The sequence below is a fragment of the Variovorax fucosicus genome, from assembly GCF_030316825.1.
GTDB classification, from domain to species: Bacteria; Pseudomonadota; Gammaproteobacteria; order Burkholderiales; family Burkholderiaceae_C; genus Variovorax; species Variovorax fucosicus.
Window position 1 is genome coordinate 1,182,258 of sequence record NZ_JASZYU010000001.1, and the last position, 24,055, is coordinate 1,206,312.

Consider the following 24,055-nt stretch of genomic DNA (forward strand, 5'->3'; position numbering starts at 1 on the left):
GCTTTCAGCTCAGGAATTCGACGCGACCTTGCGTTCGGCGGGAGCCTGCGCGGTCGCGTCCATCGGCACCGACTGCGGCGCCACCAGCGCGCCGGGGCGCACATGCTGCAGGCCGTTCACGACCACGCGCTCGCCGGTCTTCAAGCCGGTGGTCACCACGCGCAGGCCGTTGGCCGGCGCGCCCAGCGTGATTTCCCGGTACTCGGTCTTGTTGTCGCCGTTCACGACCATCACGAACTTCTTGTTCTGATCGGTGCCGATGGCGCGCTCGCTGACGAGCATCACGTTGGTGCTGCGCGCCTGGCCCATGCGGATGCGGGCGAACTGGCCCGGAATCAGGGCGCCGTCCTTGTTGTCGAAGGCGGCGCGCACGCGCACCGTGCCGCTGCGCGCGTCGACCTGGTTGTCGATGAGTTGCAGCTTGCCTTCGAACGGCGTGCCATTGCTCGCCGCCGTGCCCATCTGCACTGGAATCTGGCCGATCAAGGTGCGTGCGCTGGCGCCACCGGGCAGATCCTTCAATGCCTTGCCGATCACCTGCTCGTCGGCATCGAAGCTCGCGTAGATCGGGCTCACCGACACCAGCGTCGTCAGCACCGGCGCGCCGGGGCCGGCCGCGACCAGGTTGCCGACCGTGACTTCGAGCTTGCCGATGCGGCCGGCCACCGGCGCCCTGACCTGGGTGTAGCCCAGGCTCAGGCGCGCCGTTTGCAGCGCGGCCTGTGCGGCACGCAGGTTGGCCTCGGCTTCGCGCTTGGCGTTGCCACGCTCGTCGAGCTCCCGCTGTGCGATGGCCTGTTCGTCCCACAGGCGGCTGGCGCGCACGTGCTCGCTTTGCGCCTGCGAGACGCGGGCCTGCGCGGCTGCGACCTGGGCTTCGGCGCGATCCACGTCGGCGGCGTAGGGCGCCGGATCGATCGTGATCAGCAACTCGCCCTGCTTGACCAGCGAGCCTTCCTTGAAGTGCACCGCCTGCACGGCGCCGGCCACGCGCGAACGCACGTCGACCCGCTCGACCGCTTCGAGCCGGCCCGAGAACTCGTCCCAGGCGGTGATGTTGGTGGAAGCCACCGTCGCGACCGACACAGGCGTTGCGGGTGGCGCGGCCGGCGGGCTTTCGGCGTTGGAAACCGGCTGGCCGAACAGCGCGGCAACCACGGCGGCGATCGCCGTGATGCCGGTCAGGGCTGGCCACAGGCCGCGGCGGGACAGGGAAAGCAGTTGGTTGTTGTTCATGATGATTCCTTGAAGAGACCTGAAAACGCTGAAGTCGGGATGCACGGGGCCCGCCGGTGCGTTTCGGCACCGGTGAGCGGAAGTCGGAAGGGGCGCGCCGGCGCGGCGCGCTAGTGAGGCGGTTGCGGTGCCGGAGGCGTGGCGCCGAAGAAGTCACGCAACTGCTGCTCGACGGCGGCTTCGCAGGCACAACAGCTGCTGTCCGCGTCGTACAGCGCTTGGGGCCAGTTGGCCGCACTCTGCAGCACGCTGCTGGTCACCGGATTGCCCGCTTTGCGCAGCCGCTCGGCATAGGCCAGCGCCTCGTCGCGCATCGGGTCGTCGGGGCCGACCAGCACCAGCGTGGGCGCCAGTTCGGCCAGACGCATCGACGCGCCCGGTACGGCGTACGGGTGCAAGGCATCGCCAGGGCAGCGAAGGTAGTCCTGCCAGCCGCTGGCAAAGCGGCAATCGACTGTGCTGGCGCTCGCTTCACGCAGCGAGCGTGTGCCGGCGCACGGGTCGAGCATCGGCGACAGCAGGATCTGGCCTGCCAGCGGCGGATGGGCTCGATCGCGCGCAATCAGCGACAGCGCGGCCGCCAGGTTGCCGCCGGCCTCTTCACCCGCCAGGAACACGCGTGCGCCCTTGCCAGCCAGCTTGACGCGCTGCTTGTAGAGCCATTCGAGCACCGCATAGCCGACTTCGATCGGCTCCGGGAACGGCGTGAGCGGATAGGCCAGCGACACCGCCACGGCACCCGCCTTGGCCAGCATCCGGCCGACCGTGCGGCCGTTGTCGAGGCTGCCGCAGGAGAAAGTGCCGCCATGGAAGTGCAGCACCAGCGGCGCGCCCTGGGCGCCACTGGCACGCAGGCCATAGGTGCGGGCCTTGACCGGGTCGCGGCCCGGCAGTTCGATCGTGATGTCGGCTTCCACGGCATTTCCCGTGGCGGCAACGGCATCGGCAGCGCTGGACGGGGAACGGGGTGACATGGTGTGTGGGCCTGGATTTGGATCGACGATGGATGGAATATAGGCCTGCTGCACTGTGTGAAAAACAGGCGGCAGACCTCCACTCTGTTTCAAATCGGCTAACAATCGCCCGGATTGCCCATGTGAAAATTCCGCTGCCGGCACCCGTTGGCCCCCAGGAGAAGCTCTAAAGATGGACCAGATACAGGCGATGCGGATCTTCGTTCGCGTTGTCGAAGCCGGCACTTTCACGCGCGCCGCCGATTCGCTCGACCTCCCCAAAGGCACGGTCACCAAGCAGATCCAGGCGCTCGAGGCGCGGCTGCGGGTGAAGCTGCTGAACCGCACCACGCGCCGGGTCACGGTCACGCCCGATGGTGCCGCCTATTTCGAGCGCGCCGCGCGCCTGATCAACGACTTCGACGATCTCGAGGGCAGCATGGCCAACGCGCAGGCCAGCCCGAAGGGCCGCTTGCGCATCGACGTCGGAACGACGGTCGCGTCGCATGTGATCATTCCGGCGCTCTCGCGCTTTTGCGACCAGTACCCCGACATCCTGGTCGACCTCGGCGCGAGCGACCGGTTGGTCGACCTGATCGGCGACAACGTCGACTGCGTGATCCGCGGCGGCGAGCTGGCCGACCAGTCGCTGGTGGCGCGCCGCATCGGCAACCTGCCCTGGGTCACCGTCGCCTCGCCGGCCTACCTGAAGCGCTACGGCACGCCGACGCATCCGGACGAGCTGGAAAAGAAGCACCTGGTGATCGGCTTCTTCGCCGGCAGCACGCGCCGCATGTACCCGCACGAGTTCGTCAAGGGCGACGAGCGCGTCGATGTCACCGGGCCCTACCGCGTCTCGGTCAACGACGGCAACGCCCACATGGCGGCGGTGCTGGCGGGTTTCGGCGTGACGCAGACGCTGACCTTCACGGCGGCACCAAAGCTCGAAAGCGGCGAGCTGGTGGAAGTGCTGGCCGATTGGGCGCCGCCGCCCCTGCCGGTGCATGTGGTCTACCCGCCCAATCGCCACCTGAGCCCCAAGGTGCGCGCCTTCGTCGACTGGGCCGCCGACCTGTTCGCCAACAACCCGCACCTGCAACGCAGATAGAAAGCGGAAAGACAAAAGAGAAAGTGCCGCGCAGCCTGGGGGCGAGCTCAGTGCGCCAGGATCTTGTTCAAGAAATCCTTGGTGCGCGCCTGACGGTTCTCGGGGTGGTTGAAGAACTCGTCCTTCGAGCAGTCTTCCAGGATACGGCCACCGACGTCGATGAAGATCACGCGGCTGGCGACCTTGCGCGCAAAGCCCATTTCGTGCGTGACCACCATCATGGTCATGCCTTCCTTGGCCAGCGTCACCATCACGTCGAGCACCTCGCCGACCATCTCGGGGTCGAGCGCCGAAGTGGGCTCGTCGAACAGCATCACGATCGGATCCATGCTCAGCGCACGGGCGATCGCCACGCGCTGCTGCTGGCCGCCGGAGAGCTGGCCGGGGAACTTGTCCTTGTGCGCCATCAGGCCCACGCGGTCGAGCATCTTCAGGCCGCGCGTCTTGGCTTCGTCGACGCTGCGGCCCAGCACCTTGATCTGCGCGATCGTGAGGTTCTCGGTCACCGACAGGTGCGGGAACAGCTCGAAGTGCTGGAACACCATGCCGACCTTGGAGCGCAGCTTGGGCAGGTTGGTCTTGGGGTCGTGCAGCGCGATGCCGTTGACCGTGATCTCGCCCTTCTGGAAGGGCTCGAGCGCATTGACCGTCTTGATCAGCGTGGACTTGCCGGAGCCCGACGGGCCGCAGACCACGACCACATCGCCCTGCTTGATGCTGACCGAGCACTCGTTGAGCACCTGCACCGGGCCGTACCACTTGGAAACGTTCTTGATTTCAATCATTTTCAACTCTCCGATCAGCGGATGATTGCGATTTTCTTGTGCAGGCGCTTGACGAGGTACGACAGCGCGTAGCAAAGGATGAAGTACACGACGGCCGCCAGCAGGTAGGCCTCGATCGGGCGGCCGAAGTTCTTGCCGGCGGTTTCGAAGCCCTTGAGCATGTCGTAGGCACCGATGGCATAGACCAGCGAGGTGTCCTGGAACAGGATGATGGTCTGCGTGAGCAGCACCGGCAGCATGTTGCGGAACGCCTGCGGCAACACCACCAGCTTCATGTTCTGGCCATAGGTCATGCCGACAGCCTGGCCCGCATGCACCTGGCCGCGCGGAATCGACTGGATGCCGGCCCGCATGATCTCGCTGAAGTAGGCCGCCTCGAACGCGATGAACGTAATGACAGCCGAGATTTCGGAGCGGTAGTTGGAGCCCAGCGTGCCGAAGTACGCGTAGAACGCGGCCGGCACCAGCAGGAAGAACCACAGGATCACCATCACCAGCGGAATGCTGCGCATGCCGTTGACATAGATCGTGGCCGGTGCGTCGAGCCACTTCTTGCCGGACAGGCGCATCAGCGCGAGCACGGTGCCGAAGATCACGCCGCCCACGGTGGCCACCAGCGTCAGCATCACGCTGAAGAAGAAGCCCTTCATCACGAAGTTGCTGATGACTTCCCAGTTGTAGAAGGACAGGTCGAGATTCATCATGTCAGTGTCCTCCGCCGCCGCTGGCCGAGACGATGAAGCCCGGCACGCGCGTCTTCTTCTCGATGTAGGCCATGATCCGGTTGATCGCAAACGCCGAGATCACGTAGAGCCCGGTCACCGCCAGATAGACCTCGATGCCGCGCGAGGTTTCTTCCTGCGCCTGCATCGCGAACATCGTGAGCTCGGTCACCGACACGGCGAACGCCACCGACGAGTTCTTGAAGATGTTCATCGTCTCGCTGGTGAGCGGCGGCAGGATGATGCGGTAGGCCATCGGCAGGATCACGTAGCGGTAGTACTGCGGCGTGGTGAAGCCCACCGCCATGCCCGCATAGCGCTGGCCCTTTGGCAATGCCTGGATGCCGGAGCGCACCTGCTCGGCGATCCGCGCCGAGGTGAAGAACCCCAGCGCCAGCACCACCAGCACGAAGCTCGGCACCGACTTCATCGGCGGCACCAGCGCGGGAATCACGTGGTACCACAGGAAGATCTGCACCAACAGCGGAATGTTGCGAAACAGCTCGACCCAGGCGTTGCCCAGGCGCACCAGCCACGGGCTGTCGGGCAGCGTGCGGATGATGCCGATCAGCGAGCCCAGCACGAGCGCGACGATCAGCGCCAGCACCGCGACCGAAACGGTCCAGCCCCACGCCGACAGCATCCATTGCCAGTAAGTCGGGTACTTGCCACCCGGGTCCTGCAAGAAGACCTGCCAATCCCAGTTTGATCCCATCGGGACTCTCCTCAAATGCTCGATTGTTGGGTCTGGCGCTCTTTTGACAAAACGCCCGCCTTGCGGGCGGGCGTTTTGACGTCAGCGCCGCATGGCGATCACTTCTTGGCGTAGTCTTCCATCGGCTTGTCGTTCGGGGCGGCCCAGGCAGACTTGGTGGCATCCGACAACGGCAGGTTCACGGTGACGTTTGCCGGGGGAATCGGCTTAAGGAACCACTTGTCCCACAGCTTGGCCAGGTCGCCGTTCTTGATCTGGGCCTTGATGCTGTCGTCCACGGCCTTCTTGAAGGCCGGGTCGTCCTTGCGGATCATGATGGCGATCGGCTCGACGCTCAGCACTTCGCCAACGATCTTGTACTCGGCCGGTGCCTTTGACTTGGCGATGTTCGACGCCAGGATCGACCCGTCCATCACGAACGCATCGGCGCGGCCCGATTCAAGCAGCAGGAAGCTGTCCGAGTGGTCCTTGCCATAGAGCTCCTTGAAGTCGATGCCGCCGGCGCGTTCGTTCTTGCGCAGCGTCTGGACCGAGGTGGTGCCGGTGGTGGTGGCCACGGTCTTGCCGTTCAGGTCCTTGATCGACGTGATGCCCGAGTTGGCCTTGACCGCGATGCGCACTTCTTCCACGTAGGTGGTCACGGCGAAGGACACGTCCTTGGCGCGCGTGGCGTTGTTGGTGGTGGAGCCGCACTCGAGGTCGACCGTGCCGTTCTGCACCAGCGGCACGCGGTTCTGCGAGGTCACCGGCTGGTATTTGGTTTCGAGCTTCTTGCCGACAGCCTTCTCGAGATCCTTGATGATGTTGGCGCAGACGTCGTAGTGGAAACCGGTGTATTGCCCGTTCCCCAGCGTGTACGACAGGCCCGACGATTCGCGCACGCCTTCGGTGATGACGCCCGAGGCCTTGATCTTGGCCAGGGTGTCGGTGGCTTGCGCAAACGCGCCGCCGGCGGCGACGGCCGAGATCGCCAATGCCAGTACTTGCTTTTTCATGTGAAGAACTCCTGAAGGTGACTGAGAGAGATACAACGAAATTTTAGACATTCACGTTCTCGGGAATACCCGAATCAATGCAGTGCGCAACGCACTGTGTCCGGTCGGCAGACTTGTTGGTTAGCGCTGAACTGGTGCACTTGTCGCGCACTTGTCGCGCTTTTCGTTGTTCCGCCATGACTAAGCAGCCTCTGTGCCCGAAGGCAGGGCGGCCACCGGAACGGGTGTGGACAATCGCACAGGTTGCGTCAAATGTTCGGGAACGAGCAGCAGCGCCATCTGTTCGCGGGTCATGATGCCCAGCGATTCGGCCACCAGATCGATCGGGCCGCCGGTCTTGAGCGCGGTCTTGGCAATCAACGCAGCCTTCTCGTAGCCGATGATCGGGTTGAGGGCCGTGACCAGCGTGACCGACTCGCGCACCTGCTTGGCCAGAAACTCGTGGTTGGCCTCGATGCCCTCGACGCAGTTTTTCTGCAGCGTGACGCAGGCGTTGCCCAGATGCTGGATGCTCTTGAACAGGCTCCAGCCCATGATCGGCTCGAAGGCATTGAGCTGCAGCTGGCCGGCTTCGGACGCCATCGTCACGGTAATGTCGTTGCCGATGACCTCGAAGGCCACCTGGTTCATCACTTCCGGAATCACCGGGTTCACCTTGCCCGGCATGATCGACGAGCCGGCCTGGCGCGCCGGCAGGCGGATCTCGCCGAAGCCGGCCTGCGGGCCGCTCGACAGCAGGCGCAGATCGTTGCAGGTCTTGCTCAGCTTGCACGCCACGCGCTTGAGCACGCCCGACAGCTGCACGAAGGCGCCGGTGTCCTGCGTGGCCTCGATCAGGTTGGCAGCCTGCTTGAGCGGGACTTCGGTCTGTTCGGCCAGGTACTGGCACACCAGGTTGGCATAGCCGTGCGGCGCGTTGATGCCGGTGCCGATGGCGGTGGCGCCCAGGTTGATTTCCTCGATCAGTGCCCGTGCTTCGGCCAGCCGCTGCTCGTCCTCGCCGATCATGATCGCGTAGGTCAGGAACTCCTGGCCCAGCGTCATCGGCACCGCGTCCTGCAACTGGGTGCGGCCGATCTTGAGCACGTCGCGGAATTCCAGCGCCTTGGCTTCGAAGCTCCTGCGCAGGTCGGCCATCGCCGTCAGCAGCCGGCCGATCGCGAACCAGAGCGCCAGGCGGACGGCCGTCGGGTAGACGTCGTTGGTGCTCTGCGATGCATTCACATGGTCGTTGGGATGCAGCACGTCGTAGCGGGCTTTTTCGTGGCCGAGCTTTTCGAGTGCGAGGTTGCAGATCACCTCGTTCGCATTCATGTTGGTCGAGGTGCCGGCGCCGCCCTGGATCACGTCGACCACGAACTCGCCGAGCAGCTTGCCCTCGATCAGGTCTTCGCAGGCCAGGATGATGGCGCCGGCGCGCTCCCGGTCCAGCGCGCCGAGGTCGGCATTGGCGCGCGCGGCGGCTTTCTTCACATAGGCCAGCGCCCGAACCAGGTCGGGCATGGCCGAGATGCGCGTGCCCGAAATCGGGAAGTTCTCGACCGCCCGGGCGGTGTGGACACCCCAATAGGCGACCACGGGTATTTGCTTTTCCCCGAGAAAATCGTGTTCGGTACGGAAATTCGAAACCATGGCAGCGCTCCAGTTAAAAAAAAGCACGCGCTCGGCGTGCTGGAGGTGTGTTGCGTGACAGCGAAACTGCGGCGACTGTAAGTTCGCCGCCGCACCCGCGCCAATGCCGTTTGCGGGCACCGTTATGCACAGTTGTCATAGATCGTTCACAGGCCGGCGCTATTTGACGCCGGCCACCGGATTGGCCACAAGGTAGCTCCACAGCGCATCGGCCGCGCGCTTGTCGGCTTGCGCCGGTTCGGCCACCGCGCCCTTGGCGGCGCGCGCGGCGGTCTTGCCGGCCGGCGCCGCAGTGGGCCGCTCGCGATAGGCCTGGATCTCGAGCGTGATTTCCAGGCTGTCGATTTCCGGCGGCAGCGCGCTCACCAGCTTGCGGGCCTTGACCTCGCGGCGCACCGCGCTCTGCGGCAGGAATGCGATGCCATGCCCCTCGAGCGCCATCACCTTGAGGCCTTCGGCCATGTCGGTTTCGTAGACGCGGTCGAGGTGGATTGCGGTGCCCGATTCCTTGAGCAGCTGGTCGACCATGCGTCCCAGATACGCCCCGGGCGCATAGCCCAGGTACGGCAGCGGCCTGCCGGCGCGCCCCGGCAGGCGGTATTTCGGCGCGCCGTCGGCATCGGGCTTGACCCAGGCCGACACCGTTTCGTGGCCCAGGCTCACCATCTCGTAGCGGTTGGCGTCGAGCTGCAGCGGCTGCGACGGGTGCTGGTAGGAGATCAGCAGGTCGCAACTGCCCTCGACCAGCCGTAGCACCGCGTCATGCACGTTGAGGGCGATCAGCCGGCTCTTGATCGGTCCGAAACGCTCCCGCAAGGTCGTGACCCAGGCCGGGAAGAAGGTGAACGCCAGCGTGTGCGGCACGGCGAATTCGATCACGTCCTGCCCCGCCGCCGCGTGGCCGCGCAGCATGGCGCGCGTGCTTTGCAAGCCCTGCAGCACCTCGAGCGCCTGGCCGTACAGGGTCTGGCCGGCCGGAGTCAGGCGTGTCGGGTACGAGGTGCGGTCGACCAGGTCGGTGCCGGCCCACCCTTCGAGCGCCTGGATGCGGCGCGAGAAGGCCGGCTGCGTCACATGGCGCAGTTGGGCGGAGCGGCTGAAGCTGCGGGTTTCAGCAAGGCTGACGAAATCTTCCAACCACTTGGTTTCCATGAGCCGGCATTATGTTCTTTGCGCATGAGCCGTCCAGTCAGATCGGTGTGACGACGCCGCGGCCGGCAAAGTGCCCTTCGGCGTTCTCGAGGAACCGCCGGAAGGAAGCTTCGGTCGCTTCGGGCGACCAGCCGGCCAGGTGCGGGGTCAGGATGAGGTTGTCGATGCCGATCAGCTGCTCCGGCCGCTTCGGCTCGCTCTCGTACACATCGATGCCGGCGCCGGCGATGCGGCCCTCGCGCAGGGCAGTGGCCAGCGCGTCGGTGTCGACCACGCTGCCGCGGCCGATGTTGACCAGGAAACCCTGCGGCCCGAGCGCGTCCAGCACCTCGGCGTTGACGATGTGCCGGGTGGCCGCGCCGCCCGGCGTGGCGCAGACGAGCACGTCGCACCAGTCGGCCAGCGCCTTGACGCTGTCGAAGTAGCGGTGCGGCGCCCCCTCTTTCGGCTTGCGGTTGTGATAGCCGATGGTCATATCGAAGCCGGCCGCCCGCCTCGCGATCTTCTGGCCGATGGTGCCGAGCCCGAGGATCCCCAGGCGCTTGCCCGAAACATTGGGCGGCTGCGGGATGGCGAGGCGCCACACGCCGTCGCGGCACAACCGGTCGAGCGTGCGAAAGCCGCGCACCGACGCGATCACGAGACCGAAGGCGTGATCTGCCACGCAGTCGTCGTTGGTGCCCTGGCCGTTGGCCAATGCAATGCCGCGCTGGCGGGCCGCGTCGAGGTCGACCAGTTCATAGCCGGCGCCCATGCAGCACACCAGCTCCAGCGCCGGCATCGCGGCCATTTCTGCGGCGGTGAGCCCGATCACGCCGATGGTCAGCACCGCACGATAGCTGGAGCCGTGCGTGGCGATGGCGGCGTCGCGCTCGGCCGACGTGGGCGCATAGGTCAGTGCGTAGCGCTCCGCCAGGCGGGACTGGTGTTCGCTCGACAAGCTGGTGATCACCAGCAGGGGAATCTTCTCGGACATGCGTTCGTTGTTCCTGAATTGATCTCAAAGGACGACCGGCGTTGCTTCGACCTGCTGCATCGCCCACATCTGCGCATAGCGGCCGTTCTGCGCCAGCAGGCCGGCGTGCGTGCCGCGCTCGACAATGACACCGCTCTCCAGCACCAGGATCTCGTGCGCATCGACCACGGTCGACAGCCGGTGCGCGATCACCAGCGTGGTCTTGTTCTGCGCGGCACTCTGCAGTTCGGCCTGGATCGCGCGTTCGTTGGCCGAATCGAGGGCCGAGGTGGCTTCATCGAAGATCAGGATCGGCGGGTCCTTGAGCAACGTGCGCGCAATGGCCACGCGCTGCTTTTCGCCGCCCGAGAGCTTGAGACCGCGCTCGCCGACCGGCGTGTCGTAGCCCTTCGGCGTGGCCATGATGAAGTCGTGGATGCGCGCCGCCTTCGCCGCCGCCTCGACTTCGTCGCGCGTGGAACCCGGCCGGCCGTAGGCGATGTTGTATTCGACCGAGTCGTTGAACAGCACCGTGTCCTGCGGCACGATGCCGATGGATCGCCGCACGCTGGCCTGCGTGACCTCGCGGATGTCCTGGCCACCAATGGTGATACGGCCTTGCTGCACGTCGTAGAAGCGGTACATGAGCCGCGCCAACGTGGACTTTCCCGAGCCCGAAGGGCCGACCACCGCCACCGTCTTGCCGGCAGGGATTTCGAAGCTCACATGCTTGAGGATCGGGCGCGCGGCCTCGTAGGCGAAGCTGACGTCCTCGAAACGCACGGTGGAATCGACGCCCGCGAGCGGCTGCGCCTGCGGCGCATCGCGCACCTCGCGCTCCTTTTCCATCAGCACGAACATCTTGTCGAGGTCGGTCAGGCTCTGCTTGATCTCGCGGTAGATCACGCCCAGAAAGTTGAGCGGGATGTAGAGCTGGATCATGAAGGCGTTGACCATCACCAGGTCGCCCAGCGTCATCCGCCCCTCGACCACGCCCGCGGTCGCGCGCCACAGCATCAGCACCAGGCTCACCGCGATCAGCAGCTGCTGGCCGGTGTTGAGCATCGACAGCGTGCGCTGGCTCTTGATGGCGGCCTTGCGGTAGCGGTCCAGGCTCGCGTCGTAGCGTTGTGCCTCGAACTCCTCGTTGTTGAAGTACTTGACCGTTTCGTAGTTCAGCAGCGAATCGACCGCGCGGCTCTGCGCGACCGAGTCGAGTTCGTTCATGGTCTTGCGGAACTGGGTGCGCCATTCGGTCACCGTGACGGTGAAGCCGATGTAGAGGATCAGCGCCACGCCGGTGATCCAGACGAACAGCGCGTCGAACTTGACGCCGAGGATGGTGAGCACCAGCGTCAGCTCGATGATCGTCGGCACGATGCTGTAGAGCGACATCGAGATCAGCGAGTGCACGCCACGCGTGCCGCGCTCGATGTCGCGCGTCATGCCGCCGGTCTGCCGCTCCAGGTGAAAGCGCAGGCTCAGCGCGTGCAGATGCCGGAACACCTCGAGCGAAATGCTGCGCGCCGCGCCTTCGGTCGCCTTGGCGAACACCAGCTCGCGCAGTTCACCGAACAGCGAAGTCGAAAAACGCAGCAGCCCGTAGGCCACCAGCAGCGCGATCGGCACCACGAGCAGGGCCTGCGCCAGGTCGGGCTTCGGCGTCATGGTGTCGACCAGGTTCTTCAGCAGCACCGGCACGCCGACGTTGGCGACCTTGGCGCCGACCATGAATGCCAGCGCCGCCAGCACGCGCCACTTGTACTGCCAGAGGTAGGGAAACAGGCGGCGCAGCGTGGCCCAGTCGGAGCGATCGGCGCGCGCGGGCGCACCGGAAGAGGCGGCGTGAGGAGAGGAAAGCGTTTCGCCGCTGCGGCGCATGGATGACAATCGTGGCTGTTGTTGTTCTCCAGATTGTGCCCATGTCCGATTCTTCCAGCGCCAGTGTGGCCGCAACCCTCAAGAGCCTGCCGACCGACATGGAGCTGGTGCTCAAGGTCATTCCGATGCCGGCCGACGTCAACGCCAACGGCGACATCTTCGGCGGCTGGGTCATGGCCCAGTGCGACCTGGCGGGCTCGGTGATTCCGGCGCGCTATGCCAAGGGCCGCATGGCGACCGTGGCAGTGAACGAATTCATCTTCAAGCAGCCGGTGCGGCTCGGCGACATTCTCTCGTTCTATTCGAAGCTGGTGAAGATCGGCCGCACCTCCATCACCGTGACGGTCGAGGTGTTCGCCGAGCGCTTCAAGGCGCAGGGCGAGTACCTCAAGGTGACGCAGGCGACCTTCACCTATGTGGCGATCGACGACAACGGAAGGCCGCGGGCGATCGAGCGGGAATGAATCAGGGCTGGAAGCCCGACTTCTTCACCACCGGCGCCCACTGCGCCTTGTAGGCGGCGAGCATCGCCACCGTCTGCGCGCTGCTGCTCGACACCGGCACCATCTCGGCGGACCTGAAGCGGGCCTGCAGCGCGGGGTCGGCCATGGCCTGCTGCACGGCCGTTGCGATGGCGCGCTGGCGTGCCGCCGGCATCGATTGGGCCGCATACACCACGTTCCAGCCCGAAGCGGACAGGTCGAGCCCGGCTTCCTTGAAGGTAGGCACATCGGGCAGCGAGGCCGCGCGGCGCACGCCTGAAACGGCCAGGATGCGCACCTTGCCGGCCTTGGCCAGGGGCTCCAGTGCATCGAGCGAGTCGAACGCAATCGGCACATGGCCGCCCATCAGGTCGTTCATCAGCGGCGCCGAACCCTTGTAGCCCACCACCGGCATGCTGAGCTTCATCTTGTCGCCCAGCATCAACGCGAAGAAGTGCGGCAGGCTGCCGGTGGCGGGCACGCCGGCAGCGATCTTGTCCTGGTTGGTTTGCATCCAGGCGCGCAGGTGGCCGAACTCGCGCACCGGCACGGCCGGCCCGACCGCGATGCCGAAGTCGTAGCTCGTGACCTGGGACAGCGCAACGTAGTCCTTGTCCGGGTCGTAGCCGGCGTCCTTGAACACCAGCGGTGCGACCAGCATGGTGGCCGGGTTGGCCAGCAGCACCAGGTTCTGGCCGCTGGTGTCCTTGTGAACCTGTTGCGCGGCAAGCCTGCCGCCGGCGCCGACGCGGTTCTCGACGATCACCGTGACGCCGAGCTTCGGTGCGATCGCGTCGCCAAGCAGCCGTGCCGCGCGGTCGGAAGTGCCGCCTGCCGGGTACGGCACCACGATCTTGAGGGTGCCGCCCTCGAGCGCAGCGGGTTGCGCACCGGCGGTGGCGCGGGCGCCCAGCAGCGCAGCCGCTGCCAATGCCTGTCGTCTTGTGATGGCCACGCTGTCGTCTCCTCGTGAAAAGCGGAGAAGCACTTTAGCGCAGGGCCGCTCGACGAACGGCGATCAGACCTTCGAGAAATCGGGTTTGCGCTTTTCCATGAAGGCGGTGAAAGCTTCCTTGGCTGCCGGCGAGCGCATCGCAGTGCCGAAGCTCGCGCCCTCCACGCCGATGCGCTCCAGCACCGCGGGCAGCTGCGCCAGCTTGAGCAGGCGCTTGGTTTCGACGAGCGCCGACAACGGCTTGGCCGCCAGCTTGCGCGCCTGCGTCTGCGCGATGCCGTTGCATTCGGTCGGCGGCACGACGCGGTTGACCAGGCCCACTTCGAGCGCGGCCTCTGCCATGAAGGGCTCGCCCAGCAGCAGCGCTTCGGCCGCGCGGTGGTAGCCGAACATCTGCGGCGCCAGCATGCTCGACGCGGCTTCGGGCACCAGGCCCAAGTTCACGAACGGCATCGAGAACGCCGCGTTGTCGCCCGCATAGACCAGGTCGCAATGAAACAGCAGCGTAGTGCCGATGCCGACGGCCGGACCACAGACGCTGGCGACGACCGGTTTCGGAAATGCCGCGATCAGCCGCAGGAAGCGGATCGCGGGCGACTCGGTCAGGGTCTGCTGGGCCGGCGCGCTCGCGGCGGCCATGAAGTCGCCGATGTCGTTGCCGGCGCAGAAGACGGTCGGGTCACCCTGGATCAGCACGGTGCGCACGGCCGCATCGCCCGCGGCCTGATCGAGCGCTACCGAGAGTGCGTCGTACATGGCGCCGGTGATCGAGTTCTTGCGCTCGACACGGTTGAAGGTCAGGGTCATTACACCGGCTTCGGTGTGGACGAGGATGTCGCTCATGGAGGTTTCCTTGGAGAAGAATGATGAAGTTCAGGCCGCGAGGGCCTCGCGCACGAAGTCGAGGCGGTCTTGCCCCCAGAACATTTCGTCGCCGACGAACATGGTCGGCGCGCCGAACACGCCGCGTTCGACCGCTTCCTGCGTGGTGGCCTTGAGCCGGTCCTTGGTGGCCTGCGCGTTGGCGAGTGCGAGCACAGCCGCCGCGTCGAAGCCGGCGGCCTGCAGCGCGGCGCCCACGGTGGCGGGGTCGTTCATGTTGCGGCCGTCGACCCACATGGCGGCGTAGATCGCCTTCACGTAGTCCATGAAGCGCTCGGGCTGCGCCATCTGCAGTCCGGCAGCACCGCGCATCAGCAGCAGCGTGTTGATCGGAAAGTGCGGATTGTGCGCAAAGGGCACGCCGTAACGTTTGGCAAAACGGGCCAGGTCCTTGTTCATGTACCGGCCCTTGAGCTTGATCTCGGCCGGCGAGCGATTGCCGGTGGCCTGGAACACGCCGCCGAGCAGCATCGGTTTCCAGACCAGCGTGGCCCCGGCGTCGGCCGCGATGTGCGGCAGCTGCGTCGCGGCCAGGTAGGCGGCGGGGCTGCCGAAATCGAAATAGAAGTCGATGGAGTGGGTCATGAGTGTCTCCTTGTCGGGTGCTTTTGTTCTGGGCGTTCTTGTTCGGGGCTCTTTTGTTCGGGGCGCGTGCACAGGGCACCGGGTACTCCCCTCCGCGAATGTCCCCCGCCTTCGGCTCCTCCTTTATTTCGCTGCGGGGAGCACCCGATGCCCTGTGCACGATGGGCGCGGCTGTCGTGCTGGCCGATGAACGACCGCTCTGACGGATCACGCCGATGGGGTGCCTTGCGCAGCGAAATAAAGGAGGAGGCCGAAGGCCGGGGGACATTCGCGGAGCAAGGTACCCCGTCGGCGTGAGCGCGCCCTGAATGACCCACAACACGACGAACAAGAAACCAAGTCGTCATCTCAGAACTTCTCAGACCACGGCCGCAGATCGAGCTCGTGCGTCCAAGCGTCGCGCGGCTGCGTGTGCAGCATCCAGTAGCTGTCGGCAATGTGTTCCGGATTCAGGATGCCATCGCTCTCCTTCAACGCATAGCGCTCGGGAAAGTTACTGCGGATGAACTCGGTGTCGATCGCGCCGTCAACCACCACATGCGCGACGTGAATGCCCTGCGGCCCCAGCTCACGCGCCATCGACTGCGCCAATGCGCGCAACGCCATCTTCGCGCCCGAGAAAGCGCCGAAGTTGGCCGCGCCACGCAGCGATGCCGTGGCCCCCGTGAAGATGATCGTGCCGCGATGCCCGCCCTCGGGAAGCTCACGCGCCACCATGCGCTTGGCCACTTCACGGCCGTTCAGGAAGCCCGAGAAGCAGGCCATCTCCCACACCTTGAAGTACTTGCGCGCGGTCTCGGCCAGGATGCTCTCGGGCACGTTGGCGCCGATGTTGAACACCATCACCTCGATCGGGCCGAGGGTCGATTCGATCTCTTCGACCAGCGCGATGACCTCTTCTTCCTTGCGCGCATCGCAGGCAAAGGCGCGCGCTGCGCCGCCGTCGGCCTCGATCTGCGCGACCAGCGGCTGCAGCTTGTCGAGGCTGCGGCGCGTGACACAGGCCACGTAGCCCTCGCGCGCAAAGCGACGCGCAATGGCACCGCCGGTGGCGTCGCCGGCACCGACGATCAGGGCGGTCTTGCGCGTCATGGTCATTCCTTGAAATAGACGATCTGGTTGCTCGTGGCGAGCAGCAGCCCCGCTTCGCTCCACAACTGCGCGGCCTGGTCGAAGAAGCCGTTGTGAAACTGCTGCCCGACCGCGCGGCCCAGCAGGTAGCCGGTGCCCACGGCGGCGAGTTCGGCCGGGCCAACGTGGAAGTAGGTCGTGATCGACACGGTACCGGCCGGCACATGCCGCGCCCGGCGCAGCCAGACGCGTGGATAGAACATGTCGCTCAGCGACGCCAGCGAGGTGAAGTCGAGCGGGCGCGGATCGGCATCGCGCAGCCAGATCAAGGATTCGCTGTGGTCGCCGCCGCCATCCCAGGTCGCCGGAATCTTGCCGCTGATCGGCCGCATCTCGTACTGGTTCGTCCATGCGACGCCGGTCGGGCCGATGCTGATGCGCTTGACCGCGGCCGGCGCCGGCACGGCGGGCATCGGCAGGTCGTTGGCACCCCAGGTCTCGCGACGCGCGGCCGTGACCACCGTTGCGGTGGTGGTCACATGCGGCGCACCGCCGGCGGCGGCCTGCGTGATCTCGATCGTCCAGTGCTGGGTCGACCGGTTGGTGCGCACGGCGGTGGCCTGCACATCGAACGCGCCGGCCTCGATCGCCGCTGCGTAGTTCACCGTCAGCGCGATCGGCGTGCCCAGCAGGTCGGGATGCTGCAGCACCGACTGCAGCACCACGGCCGCGGTGGTGCCGCCGAACGGGCCGATCATGTTCCAGTAATCGGCGCTGGTCATGCCGGTCGAAAGGCCGGCGCGGATGCCGCTCGGCTTCAGCGCCAGCGCCCGGTCGAAGATGTGAGGAGCGGTCATGGCGGCAGTGTGCATCGGCGCGTGGGTTCAGGCAGTCGTGGAGGCGACGCGCGCAGCGGCGGCGCGCTGGAAGCCGCGCAAGGACTCGAGCGCGCGCGGCCACAGCTTGTCGGCAAAGCGTTCGTGGAAGAAGCCGAAGTGGCCGATGCGCCCGGCCTGCACGTCGGCCGGTGCGATCTGCTGCACCTCCTGCGGCGCGCCGGTGTAGAGGCCGATCAGGTTGTGCGTGCCACGCAAGGTCATGAGTTCGTCGTCGGTCATCGACAGCGCGAGCACCGGGAACTGCACGCGGCCATAGCTCTGCGCCGCCGCTTCGCCCTCGGCGCCGACGCTGTAGCGCGGATCCAGGCACCAGCGGCGCCACTGCAGGATCACGCCGCGCGGCAGGTCGCCGACCTTGCGCAGCCTGCGACCCGGGAAGTAGCCGCAGATGCGCGTCGCGATCGGCACCAGCACCCACCAGAAGTACGGCACCATGCGCTTGAGCTTCGGCGCGTTGTCGCGCCAGTAGCCGCTGCCGGCCGCGATGCTCAGCAGCCCGTCGACCTGCTGCGGCCGCCGCAGAAAGCCCGGCAACTGCGCGCCGAGGCTGTGGCCGAACAGGTAGAGCGGCAGCTCGGGCTCGACGGCCTTGGCCGCGTCGATCACGGCTTCGTAGTCGCGAGCCCAGTCGAACAGGTCGGCACGGTAGCCGCGCAGCGACCGGCCTTCCATCGAGGCGCCCGAGCCCCTGTAATCGAAAGTGGTGACGCGCAGGCCCCGCGTGGCGAGCCATTCGGCAAAAGGTGCGTAGAAACCTTGGCGCACGCCCATCGCGCCGCCGATAACCACGCTGGCGCGCGGTGGCATGCCATCGGCGGGTTCATAGACCCGCAGCGCGATGCGCGTGGCGGGGTCGACCTGCAGCTGTTGTTCTTGCATGCCAGCAACTCGGTTGCGACTACACGCGCTCGAAGATGCCTGCGGCGCCCTGCCCCATGCCGACGCACATCGTCACCATGCCGTACTTCAGGTTCTTGCGGCGCAGCGCATGCACCACGGTGGCCGAGCGGATCGCGCCGGTTGCGCCAAGCGGGTGCCCCAGGGCGATCGCGCCGCCCATCGGGTTGACCTTGCTGGGGTCGAGCCCAAGCGTGTTGATCACCGCCAGCGACTGCGCGGCGAAGGCTTCATTCAGCTCGAACCAGTCGATGTCCTCGTGCTTCAGCCCCGCATAGCGCAGCGCGGCCGGAATCGCCTCGATCGGCCCGATGCCCATGATGTGCGGCGGCACGCCCTTGCTGGCAAAGCTCACGAAGCGCGCGAGCGGCGTCAGGCCGAACTGCCTGACCGCCTTTTCGCTCGCGAGGATCAGCGCACCGGCGCCGTCGGAGGTCTGCGAGCTGTTGCCGGCCGTCACGGTGCCGCGCGCTGCGAACACGGTGCGCAGCTTGGCGAGTCCTTCGAGGCTGGTGTCGGGACGTGCGCCTTCGTCGAGGTTCACGGTGCGCGTCTTCGCGACCGGCTCGCCGGTCGCGAGGTCCGGCGTGCGGTCGGTCACTTCGATCGGCGTGATCTCGTCGGCGAACTCGCCGGCCTGCTGCGCGGCCAGCGCCTTCTGGTGCGAGGCCAGCGCGAACGCGTCCTGCGCGTCGCGGCCCACCTTCCACTGCTGCGCGACCTTCTCGGCCGTGAGCCCCATGCCATAGGCAATGCCGACATCGCCTTCACGCTCGAAGATCGAGGGCGACAGCGAGGGCGCATTGCCCATCATCGGCACCATGCTCATGCTTTCGACGCCGGCGGCGATCATCACGTCGGCCTCGCCAACGCGGATGCGATCCGCCGCCATCTGCACGGCCGAAAGGCCGGAGGCGCAGAAGCGGTTGACCGTGATGCCGCCGATGCTGTTGGGCAGGCCGGCCAGCACGGCGCCGATGCGCGCGATATTCAGCCCCTGCTGCGATTCCGGGATCGCGCAGCCGCAGATGATGTCTTCGATGGCCTTCGGGTCGAGCCCGGGCACCGCTGCGAGCGCCGCCTTCAGCGTGGTCGCGAGCAGGTCGTCGGGCCGGTAGTTGCGGAAATAGCCACGGTGCGACTTGCCGATCGGTGTGCGTGTGGCGGAGACGATGTAGGCGTCTTGAATCTGTTTCATGAATAGCTCCTGAAGGGCTTTCTCTGTTCGGGAAACACCGCGGGACCGGCTTTGCCGGGCCGCCGGTGTTGCCCCCTGCAAGGGGGTTGGCGTAGCGACACGAAGTGCGCGAAGACTGGGGGTTAGTTTCTTACTGGTTTCCCCGTGCTGAGCATTCCCATGATTCGCTCCTGCGTCTTCGGATGCACGATGAGCGAGCAGAACGCCTTGCGTTCCAGCGCCATCAGGTATTCCTCGGTCACGAGCGAACCCGCGTCGATGTCGCCGCCGGTGACCACGCCCGCGATCAGGCTCGCGATGTGGAAGTCGTGCGCGCTGATGAAGCCGCCGTCGCGCATGTTCACGAGCTGGCCCTTGATGGTGGCGGCGCCGCTGCGGCCCGCCACGCGGAAGCTGCGGCGCAGCGGTGCGCGGTAGCCGGCATCGGCCATCGCCTTCGCCTGCTGCAGCGCGACGTAGAGCAACTCGTCCTTGTTCGCGACGATCACGTCGCTGTCGAGCAGATAACCCAGCTTCTTCGAATCGAGCGCGCCGGTGCCGACCTTGGCCATCGCTGCGGCGGTGAAGCCTTCGGTCAGGAACGGCAGCAGGTCGGTGCCGGTCGATGCAGCCGCGTTCTCTGCGGCGCGGCGCGCGATGTAGGTGAGGCCACCGGCGCCCGGCACGAGGCCCACACCGACTTCGACCAGGCCGATGTAGCTTTCCATCGCGGCAACGCGCTTGGCCGAATACACGGCCAACTCGCAGCCGCCGCCGAGCGCCAGGCCGCGCACGGCAGACACCACCGGCACGCTCGCGTAACGCAGCTTGAGCATCACCTTCTGCAGTTCTTCTTCGGCCCCTTCGACCGCACCGATGCCGGCGACCACGAAGGCCGGCAGCATCGCCTGCAGATCGGCGCCGACCGAGAACATCTCGTCGGGCGACCAGATCACCAGGCCCTTGTACTCGGCTTCGGCCAGCTCGACCGCGGCACCCAGCGCTTCGGCCACGTCGGGGCTGATGGCGTGCATCTTGGAATGGATGCTCGCGATCAGCACTCCTTCAAATCCTTCCTTGTCGAGCGTCCAGACGCGCACATCGCCTTCGTCGCTGATCGTCGTGCCCGCGGTGTTGGCATCGGGCGCATTGGCGCCGAGCACGCTTTCGGGGAACAACTGGCGCTCGTGCACCGGCAGTTTGCGCTGCGGCACGAACTGACCCTGCGAGGCGCTCCACGAACCCTCTGGCGTGTGCACGCCGCCGGCCTTGGCGACAGCGCCCTCGAACACCCACTTGGGCAACGGCACCGTGCTGAGCGCCTTGCCGGCGTCGATGTCTTCCTGCACCCACTTCGCGACCTGAGCCCAGCCGGCCTCCTGCCAGAGCTCGAACGGGCCCTGCTTCATGCCGAAGCCCCAGCGCATCGCGAAGTCCACATCGCGCGCGCTTTCGGCAATGGTCGCCAGGTGCACGGCCGCGTAGTGGAAGCTGTCGCGCAGGATGGCCCACAGGAACTGGCCCTGCGGCCCTTCGCTCTCTCGCAGCAGCTTCAGGCGCTCGCCTGCCGGCTTCTTCAGCATGCGTCCATAGACCTCGTCGGCCTTCTCGCCCGAAGGCACGTAGTCGCCCTTGGTCAGGTCGAAGCGCAGGATGTCGCGGCCGACCTTCTTGAAGAAACCGGCCTTGGTCTTCTGGCCCAGGTTGCCGAGCTCCAGCAGCTTGGCCAGCACCGGCGGCGTCGCGAAGTTGGCGTAGAACGGATCGGTCTCGGCGTTCAGGTTGTCCTGCAGCGTCTTGACCACATGGGCCATCGTGTCGAGGCCCACCACGTCGGCAGTGCGGAAGGTGCCCGAGCTCGCGCGGCCCAGCTTCTTGCCGGTGAGGTCGTCCACCACGTCCGGCGTGAGGCCGAACTTCTCGACTTCCTTCAGCGTGGCCAGCATGCCGGCGATGCCGACGCGGTTGGCGATGAAGTTGGGCGTGTCGTGCGCGCGCACGACGCCCTTGCCGAGCGTGCTGGTGACGAAGGCCTCAAGCTGGTCGAGCACCTGCGGCTCGGTGGTCGGCGTGTTGATCAGCTCGACCAGCGCCATGTAGCGCGGCGGGTTGAAGAAGTGGATGCCGCAGAAGCGCGGCTTGAGCGCTTCGGGCAGCGCTTCGCTGAGCTTGGTGATCGACAGACCCGAGGTGTTCGAAGCCAGGATCGAATGCTTGGCAACGTGCGGCGCGATCTTCTTGTAAAGATCGAGCTTCCAGTCCATGCGCTCGGCGATCGCCTCGATCACCAGGTCGCATTCGCCCAGCTTCGCGAGGTCGTCGTCGTAGTTGGCGACCTCGATCAGGCCGGCATCGGCCACGTCGCCGAGCGGCGCGGGCTTGAGCTTTTTGAGATTGTCGATGGCGCGCGTGACGATGCCGTTCTTCGGGCCTTCCTTGGCGGCCAGGTCGAACAGCACCACCGGCACACGGACGTTGACCAGGTGCGCAGCAATCTGCGCCCCCATCACGCCGGCGCCGAGCACGGCAACCTTCTTCACTTGAAATCGGGACATATCTGGGCTCAAAAGTTCTGGTTTCTTTCGGGGAACACCGCGGAGCCGGCTTTGCCGGGCCGCTGGTGTTGCCCCCTTGAGGGGGAGGCTGCTACACGAAGTGAGCAGCTACGGGGGTGGGTCAAGGCATGCGGGTCCAGGTCTGGGTGCGCCAGAAGGGGCCGAGGTAGCCGCGCACTTCCAGCTTCCTGCCACCGTCGATGGGCGTGAAGCTGGCGCGGTATTCCTTGCCGTTCTCGGGGTCGAGGATCTTGCCGCCCTCCCAGACATCCTTGCCGTCGGCCTTCTTGCCGCCGCGGATGATCTCGAGGCCGGCGATCGGCTTGCCCTTGCGGTCGTCGCTGCATTCGTCGCAGACGGCGTCGGCCTTGGCGTCCTTCCTCAGCGTCTTCTCGATGCGACCGGCCAGTGCGCCGCCGGTTTCGGTGACGCGGATCTCCGCCTTGACCTCACCGGTCTTGTCGTCGACGCTGCGCCACAGCCCGACCGGACTCGTCTGTGCGAGCGCCGTGCCGGCCGATGCCACCAGAACCACTGCTGCAAGGATCGATTTCATGCGGGACTCCACGTTTGTTGTCAGGGAAAGGATCAGGCCAAGGCCGCATCCGTGTCCATCAGGACCTTGCTGCCGGCGCGCGCCGTGCGCATCAGCGTCGCGGTCTCGGGGAACAGCTTGGCGAAGTAGAAGCGCGCGGTCTGCAGCTTGGCGACATAGAACGGGTCGGTGTTGCCGGCGGCGATCTCGCGCAGCGCCACCTGGGCCATGCGGGCGAACAGGTAGCCGAACACGAAGTGGCCGGCCACGCGCAGGTAGTCGACCGCGGCAGCGCCAACCTCGTCGGGATTCTGGAAGCCCTTGAAGCCGATCTCGGTGGTGAACTTGGTCAGTTGCTCGCCCAGCATCGCCACCGGCGTGATGAACTCGCTCATCTTCTCGTTGACACCCTCTTCGGCGACCAGTGCACCGACCAGCTTGCCAAACTTCTTGAGCGAGGCGCCGTTGTTGCCCAGCACCTTGCGGCCCAGCAGATCCAGCGACTGGATGGTGTTGGTGCCTTCGTAGATCATGTTGATGCGGTTGTCGCGCGTGAACTGCTCCATGCCCCATTCCTTGATGAAGCCGTGGCCGCCGAACACCTGCATGCAGGCGTTGGTCGCGATGTGGCCGTTGTCGGTGATGAAGGCCTTGACGATCGGCGTGAGCAGCGCGACCAGTTCGCCGCTGTCCTTGCGCACCTTCTCGTCGGGGTGGTGGTGTTCCTTGTCGAGCAGCAGGGTACAAAAGATCTGCAGCGCGCGGCCACCTTCGGCGTAAGCCTTGGCCGTGAGCAGCATCTTGCGCACGTCGGGGTGCACGATGATCGGGTCGGCGTCCTTGTCCTTGGCCTTCGGACCGGTCAGCGAGCGCATCTGGATGCGATCCCGGGCATAGGCCAGTGCGTTCTGGTAGGCCACTTCGGTCAGGCCGAGCGACTGGTTGCCGACGCCCAGGCGTGCCGCGTTCATCATCACGAACATCGCGGCCAGGCCCTTGTGCGGCTGGCCGACCAGCGAGCCGACGGCGCCGTCGATCACGATCTGCGCAGTCGCGTTGCCGTGGATGCCCATCTTGTGCTCGAGGCCGCCGCAGTAGATCGGGTTGCGCTCGCCGAGCGATCCGTCGTCCTTGACGATGAACTTCGGCACCGCGAACAGGCTGATACCCTTGCTGCCCTTGGGCGCGTCAGGCAGGCGGGCCAGCACCAGGTGGATGATGTTGGCGGCCATGTCGTGCTCGCCGGCCGAAATGAAGATCTTGTTGCCGGTGAGCTTGTAGTTGCCGTCGGCCATCGGCTCGGCCTTGGTGCGCAGCATGCCGAGATCCGTGCCGCAGTGCGGCTCGGTCAGGCACATGGTGCCGGTCCACTCACCGCTCGTGAGCTTGGGCAAATAGGTTTTCTTCTGCGCGTCGGTGCCGTGCGCCACCAGTGCTTCGTACGCGCCGTGCGAGAGGCCCGGGTACATCGTCCAGGCCTGGTTGGCGCTGTTGAGCATTTCGTACAGGCACTGGTTCACCACGAACGGCAAGCCCTGGCCGCCGAACTGCGGGTCGCACGACAGTGCCGGCCAGCCGCCTTCGACGAACTGCGCGTAGGCCTCCTTGAACCCCTTGGGGGCCTTGACCTCGTGCGTGGTCTTGTCGAGCACGCAGCCTTCTTCGTCGCCGCTGATGTTGAGCGGAAACGTCACTTCGGCCGCGAACTTGCCGGCCTCCTCGATCACCGCGTTGATGGTTTCGGCATCGGTCTCGGCATGCGCCGGCAGGGCCTTCAGTTCTTCGGCGACGTGCAGCACTTCGTGCAGAACGAATTGCATGTCACGCAGCGGCGGGTTGTAGATGGGCATGGACGAAAGCTCCTGGACAAGTTCTAGAAAGAG

22 protein-coding genes are annotated in these 24,055 nt (G+C 66.0%); 2 read left to right on the forward strand and 20 right to left on the reverse strand.

What is annotated here, in order from left to right; translation table 11 throughout:
* Positions 1-9: 9 nt before the first annotated feature.
* On the reverse strand, positions 10-1,236 hold the full coding sequence (locus QTI05_RS05520; RefSeq protein WP_286623244.1) for an efflux RND transporter periplasmic adaptor subunit: 1,227 nt from the start codon (positions 1,234-1,236) through the stop codon (positions 10-12).
* 110 nt (positions 1,237-1,346) lie between these two features.
* Entirely contained in the window at positions 1,347-2,210 is an 864-nt protein-coding gene (locus QTI05_RS05525) for an alpha/beta hydrolase (RefSeq protein WP_286623246.1), read from the reverse strand.
* A 172-nt stretch (positions 2,211-2,382) separates the two neighbouring features.
* Here QTI05_RS05525 and QTI05_RS05530 point away from each other — a divergent pair, with 172 nt between their 5' ends.
* Entirely contained in the window at positions 2,383-3,297 is a 915-nt protein-coding gene (locus tag QTI05_RS05530; protein ID WP_286541618.1) for a LysR family transcriptional regulator, read from the forward strand.
* Positions 3,298-3,344: 47 nt separating this feature from the next.
* On the opposite strand, the gene QTI05_RS05535 is transcribed toward QTI05_RS05530, so the two are convergent.
* From QTI05_RS05535 to QTI05_RS05570, 8 genes are all read right to left on the reverse strand, one after another.
* Positions 3,345-4,082, reverse strand: a complete 738-nt coding sequence (locus QTI05_RS05535; protein WP_286541617.1) for an amino acid ABC transporter ATP-binding protein — start codon at positions 4,080-4,082, stop codon at positions 3,345-3,347.
* Positions 4,083-4,096: 14 nt separating this feature from the next.
* On the reverse strand, positions 4,097-4,786 hold the full coding sequence (locus QTI05_RS05540) for an amino acid ABC transporter permease (RefSeq protein ID WP_286541616.1): 690 nt from the start codon (positions 4,784-4,786) through the stop codon (positions 4,097-4,099).
* A gap of 1 nt (position 4,787) precedes the next feature.
* A complete protein-coding gene (locus QTI05_RS05545) occupies positions 4,788-5,519 on the reverse strand; it encodes an amino acid ABC transporter permease (RefSeq protein ID WP_286623247.1) in 732 nt (243 codons plus the stop codon).
* Positions 5,520-5,617: 98 nt separating this feature from the next.
* Entirely contained in the window at positions 5,618-6,514 is an 897-nt protein-coding gene (locus QTI05_RS05550) for a transporter substrate-binding domain-containing protein (protein ID WP_286541613.1), read from the reverse strand.
* Between the two features lie 180 nt (positions 6,515-6,694).
* Entirely contained in the window at positions 6,695-8,146 is a 1,452-nt protein-coding gene (locus QTI05_RS05555) for an aspartate ammonia-lyase (protein ID WP_286541612.1), read from the reverse strand.
* Positions 8,147-8,305: 159 nt separating this feature from the next.
* Positions 8,306-9,298 carry a LysR substrate-binding domain-containing protein gene (locus QTI05_RS05560; protein ID WP_286541611.1) on the reverse strand — a complete coding sequence of 331 codons (993 nt, stop codon included), beginning with the start codon at positions 9,296-9,298 and terminating at the stop codon, positions 8,306-8,308.
* A gap of 37 nt (positions 9,299-9,335) precedes the next feature.
* Entirely contained in the window at positions 9,336-10,274 is a 939-nt protein-coding gene (locus tag QTI05_RS05565) for a 2-hydroxyacid dehydrogenase (protein WP_286623248.1), read from the reverse strand.
* Between the two features lie 24 nt (positions 10,275-10,298).
* The gene (locus QTI05_RS05570; RefSeq protein ID WP_286541609.1) at positions 10,299-12,134 is read right to left on the reverse strand and encodes an ABCB family ABC transporter ATP-binding protein/permease; all 1,836 of its coding nucleotides are present in this window, start codon (positions 12,132-12,134) and stop codon (positions 10,299-10,301) included.
* Between the two features lie 41 nt (positions 12,135-12,175).
* On the opposite strand from QTI05_RS05570, the gene QTI05_RS05575 reads away from it, so the two are divergent.
* Positions 12,176-12,598 (forward strand): acyl-CoA thioesterase, encoded by a 423-nt coding sequence (locus tag QTI05_RS05575; RefSeq protein WP_286541608.1) that lies wholly within the window; start codon positions 12,176-12,178, stop codon positions 12,596-12,598.
* A 1-nt stretch (position 12,599) separates the two neighbouring features.
* Here QTI05_RS05575 and QTI05_RS05580 read toward each other — a convergent pair whose 3' ends face one another.
* The 10 genes from QTI05_RS05580 to QTI05_RS05625 all read right to left on the reverse strand — a co-directional run bounded on the left by QTI05_RS05580 (position 12,600) and on the right by QTI05_RS05625 (position 24,022).
* Positions 12,600-13,571 carry a tripartite tricarboxylate transporter substrate-binding protein gene (locus QTI05_RS05580; RefSeq protein WP_286623249.1) on the reverse strand — a complete coding sequence of 324 codons (972 nt, stop codon included), beginning with the start codon at positions 13,569-13,571 and terminating at the stop codon, positions 12,600-12,602.
* 63 nt (positions 13,572-13,634) lie between these two features.
* Positions 13,635-14,414 (reverse strand): enoyl-CoA hydratase, encoded by a 780-nt coding sequence (locus QTI05_RS05585; protein WP_286623251.1) that lies wholly within the window; start codon positions 14,412-14,414, stop codon positions 13,635-13,637.
* 30 nt (positions 14,415-14,444) lie between these two features.
* Positions 14,445-15,038, reverse strand: coding sequence for a 2-hydroxychromene-2-carboxylate isomerase (locus tag QTI05_RS05590; RefSeq protein ID WP_286541605.1), 594 nt, complete (start codon positions 15,036-15,038; stop codon positions 14,445-14,447).
* Positions 15,039-15,386: 348 nt separating this feature from the next.
* Positions 15,387-16,136 carry an SDR family oxidoreductase gene (locus tag QTI05_RS05595; protein WP_286623253.1) on the reverse strand — a complete coding sequence of 250 codons (750 nt, stop codon included), beginning with the start codon at positions 16,134-16,136 and terminating at the stop codon, positions 15,387-15,389.
* Positions 16,133-16,966: a thioesterase family protein gene (locus QTI05_RS05600; protein WP_286623254.1), complete on the reverse strand. Its 834-nt coding sequence runs from the start codon at positions 16,964-16,966 to the stop codon at positions 16,133-16,135. Before QTI05_RS05600 ends, QTI05_RS05595 begins: the two co-directional genes overlap by 4 nt.
* A 27-nt stretch (positions 16,967-16,993) precedes the next feature.
* Positions 16,994-17,887: an alpha/beta hydrolase family protein gene (locus QTI05_RS05605; RefSeq protein WP_286623256.1), complete on the reverse strand. Its 894-nt coding sequence runs from the start codon at positions 17,885-17,887 to the stop codon at positions 16,994-16,996.
* A 19-nt stretch (positions 17,888-17,906) separates the two neighbouring features.
* Positions 17,907-19,103, reverse strand: coding sequence for an acetyl-CoA C-acyltransferase (locus QTI05_RS05610; protein ID WP_286623257.1), 1,197 nt, complete (start codon positions 19,101-19,103; stop codon positions 17,907-17,909).
* Positions 19,104-19,225: 122 nt separating this feature from the next.
* Entirely contained in the window at positions 19,226-21,637 is a 2,412-nt protein-coding gene (locus QTI05_RS05615) for a 3-hydroxyacyl-CoA dehydrogenase/enoyl-CoA hydratase family protein (RefSeq protein WP_286623259.1), read from the reverse strand.
* A gap of 121 nt (positions 21,638-21,758) precedes the next feature.
* Positions 21,759-22,193 carry a DUF2147 domain-containing protein gene (locus QTI05_RS05620; RefSeq protein ID WP_286623260.1) on the reverse strand — a complete coding sequence of 145 codons (435 nt, stop codon included), beginning with the start codon at positions 22,191-22,193 and terminating at the stop codon, positions 21,759-21,761.
* Positions 22,194-22,225: 32 nt separating this feature from the next.
* Entirely contained in the window at positions 22,226-24,022 is a 1,797-nt protein-coding gene (locus QTI05_RS05625) for an acyl-CoA dehydrogenase C-terminal domain-containing protein (RefSeq protein WP_286541598.1), read from the reverse strand.
* Positions 24,023-24,055 lie beyond the last annotated feature (33 nt).

Excerpts from the sequence above, each read along its gene's own strand:
- QTI05_RS05620 (WP_286623260.1), bottom strand. The coding sequence starts at position 22,193 with ATGAAATCGATCCTTGCAGCAGTGGTTCTGGTGGCATCGGCCGGCACG.
- QTI05_RS05615 (WP_286623259.1), bottom strand. The coding sequence starts at position 21,637 with ATGTCCCGATTTCAAGTGAAGAAGGTTGCCGTGCTCGGCGCCGGCGTG.
- QTI05_RS05540 (WP_286541616.1), bottom strand. The coding sequence starts at position 4,786 with ATGATGAATCTCGACCTGTCCTTCTACAACTGGGAAGTCATCAGCAAC.
- QTI05_RS05560 (WP_286541611.1), bottom strand. The coding sequence starts at position 9,298 with ATGGAAACCAAGTGGTTGGAAGATTTCGTCAGCCTTGCTGAAACCCGC.
- QTI05_RS05605 (WP_286623256.1), bottom strand. The coding sequence starts at position 17,887 with ATGCAAGAACAACAGCTGCAGGTCGACCCCGCCACGCGCATCGCGCTG.
- QTI05_RS05585 (WP_286623251.1), bottom strand. The coding sequence starts at position 14,414 with ATGAGCGACATCCTCGTCCACACCGAAGCCGGTGTAATGACCCTGACC.
- QTI05_RS05525 (WP_286623246.1), bottom strand. The coding sequence starts at position 2,210 with ATGTCACCCCGTTCCCCGTCCAGCGCTGCCGATGCCGTTGCCGCCACG.
- QTI05_RS05535 (WP_286541617.1), bottom strand. The coding sequence starts at position 4,082 with ATGATTGAAATCAAGAACGTTTCCAAGTGGTACGGCCCGGTGCAGGTG.
- QTI05_RS05555 (WP_286541612.1), bottom strand. The coding sequence starts at position 8,146 with ATGGTTTCGAATTTCCGTACCGAACACGATTTTCTCGGGGAAAAGCAA.
- QTI05_RS05595 (WP_286623253.1), bottom strand. The coding sequence starts at position 16,136 with ATGACCATGACGCGCAAGACCGCCCTGATCGTCGGTGCCGGCGACGCC.
- QTI05_RS05575 (WP_286541608.1), top strand. The coding sequence starts at position 12,176 with ATGTCCGATTCTTCCAGCGCCAGTGTGGCCGCAACCCTCAAGAGCCTG.
- QTI05_RS05530 (WP_286541618.1), top strand. The coding sequence starts at position 2,383 with ATGGACCAGATACAGGCGATGCGGATCTTCGTTCGCGTTGTCGAAGCC.
- QTI05_RS05565 (WP_286623248.1), bottom strand. The coding sequence starts at position 10,274 with ATGTCCGAGAAGATTCCCCTGCTGGTGATCACCAGCTTGTCGAGCGAA.
- QTI05_RS05570 (WP_286541609.1), bottom strand. The coding sequence starts at position 12,134 with ATGCGCCGCAGCGGCGAAACGCTTTCCTCTCCTCACGCCGCCTCTTCC.
- QTI05_RS05550 (WP_286541613.1), bottom strand. The coding sequence starts at position 6,514 with ATGAAAAAGCAAGTACTGGCATTGGCGATCTCGGCCGTCGCCGCCGGC.
- QTI05_RS05625 (WP_286541598.1), bottom strand. The coding sequence starts at position 24,022 with ATGCCCATCTACAACCCGCCGCTGCGTGACATGCAATTCGTTCTGCAC.
- QTI05_RS05545 (WP_286623247.1), bottom strand. The coding sequence starts at position 5,519 with ATGGGATCAAACTGGGATTGGCAGGTCTTCTTGCAGGACCCGGGTGGC.
- QTI05_RS05520 (WP_286623244.1), bottom strand. The coding sequence starts at position 1,236 with ATGAACAACAACCAACTGCTTTCCCTGTCCCGCCGCGGCCTGTGGCCA.
- QTI05_RS05610 (WP_286623257.1), bottom strand. The coding sequence starts at position 19,103 with ATGAAACAGATTCAAGACGCCTACATCGTCTCCGCCACACGCACACCG.
- QTI05_RS05600 (WP_286623254.1), bottom strand. The coding sequence starts at position 16,966 with ATGACCGCTCCTCACATCTTCGACCGGGCGCTGGCGCTGAAGCCGAGC.
- QTI05_RS05590 (WP_286541605.1), bottom strand. The coding sequence starts at position 15,038 with ATGACCCACTCCATCGACTTCTATTTCGATTTCGGCAGCCCCGCCGCC.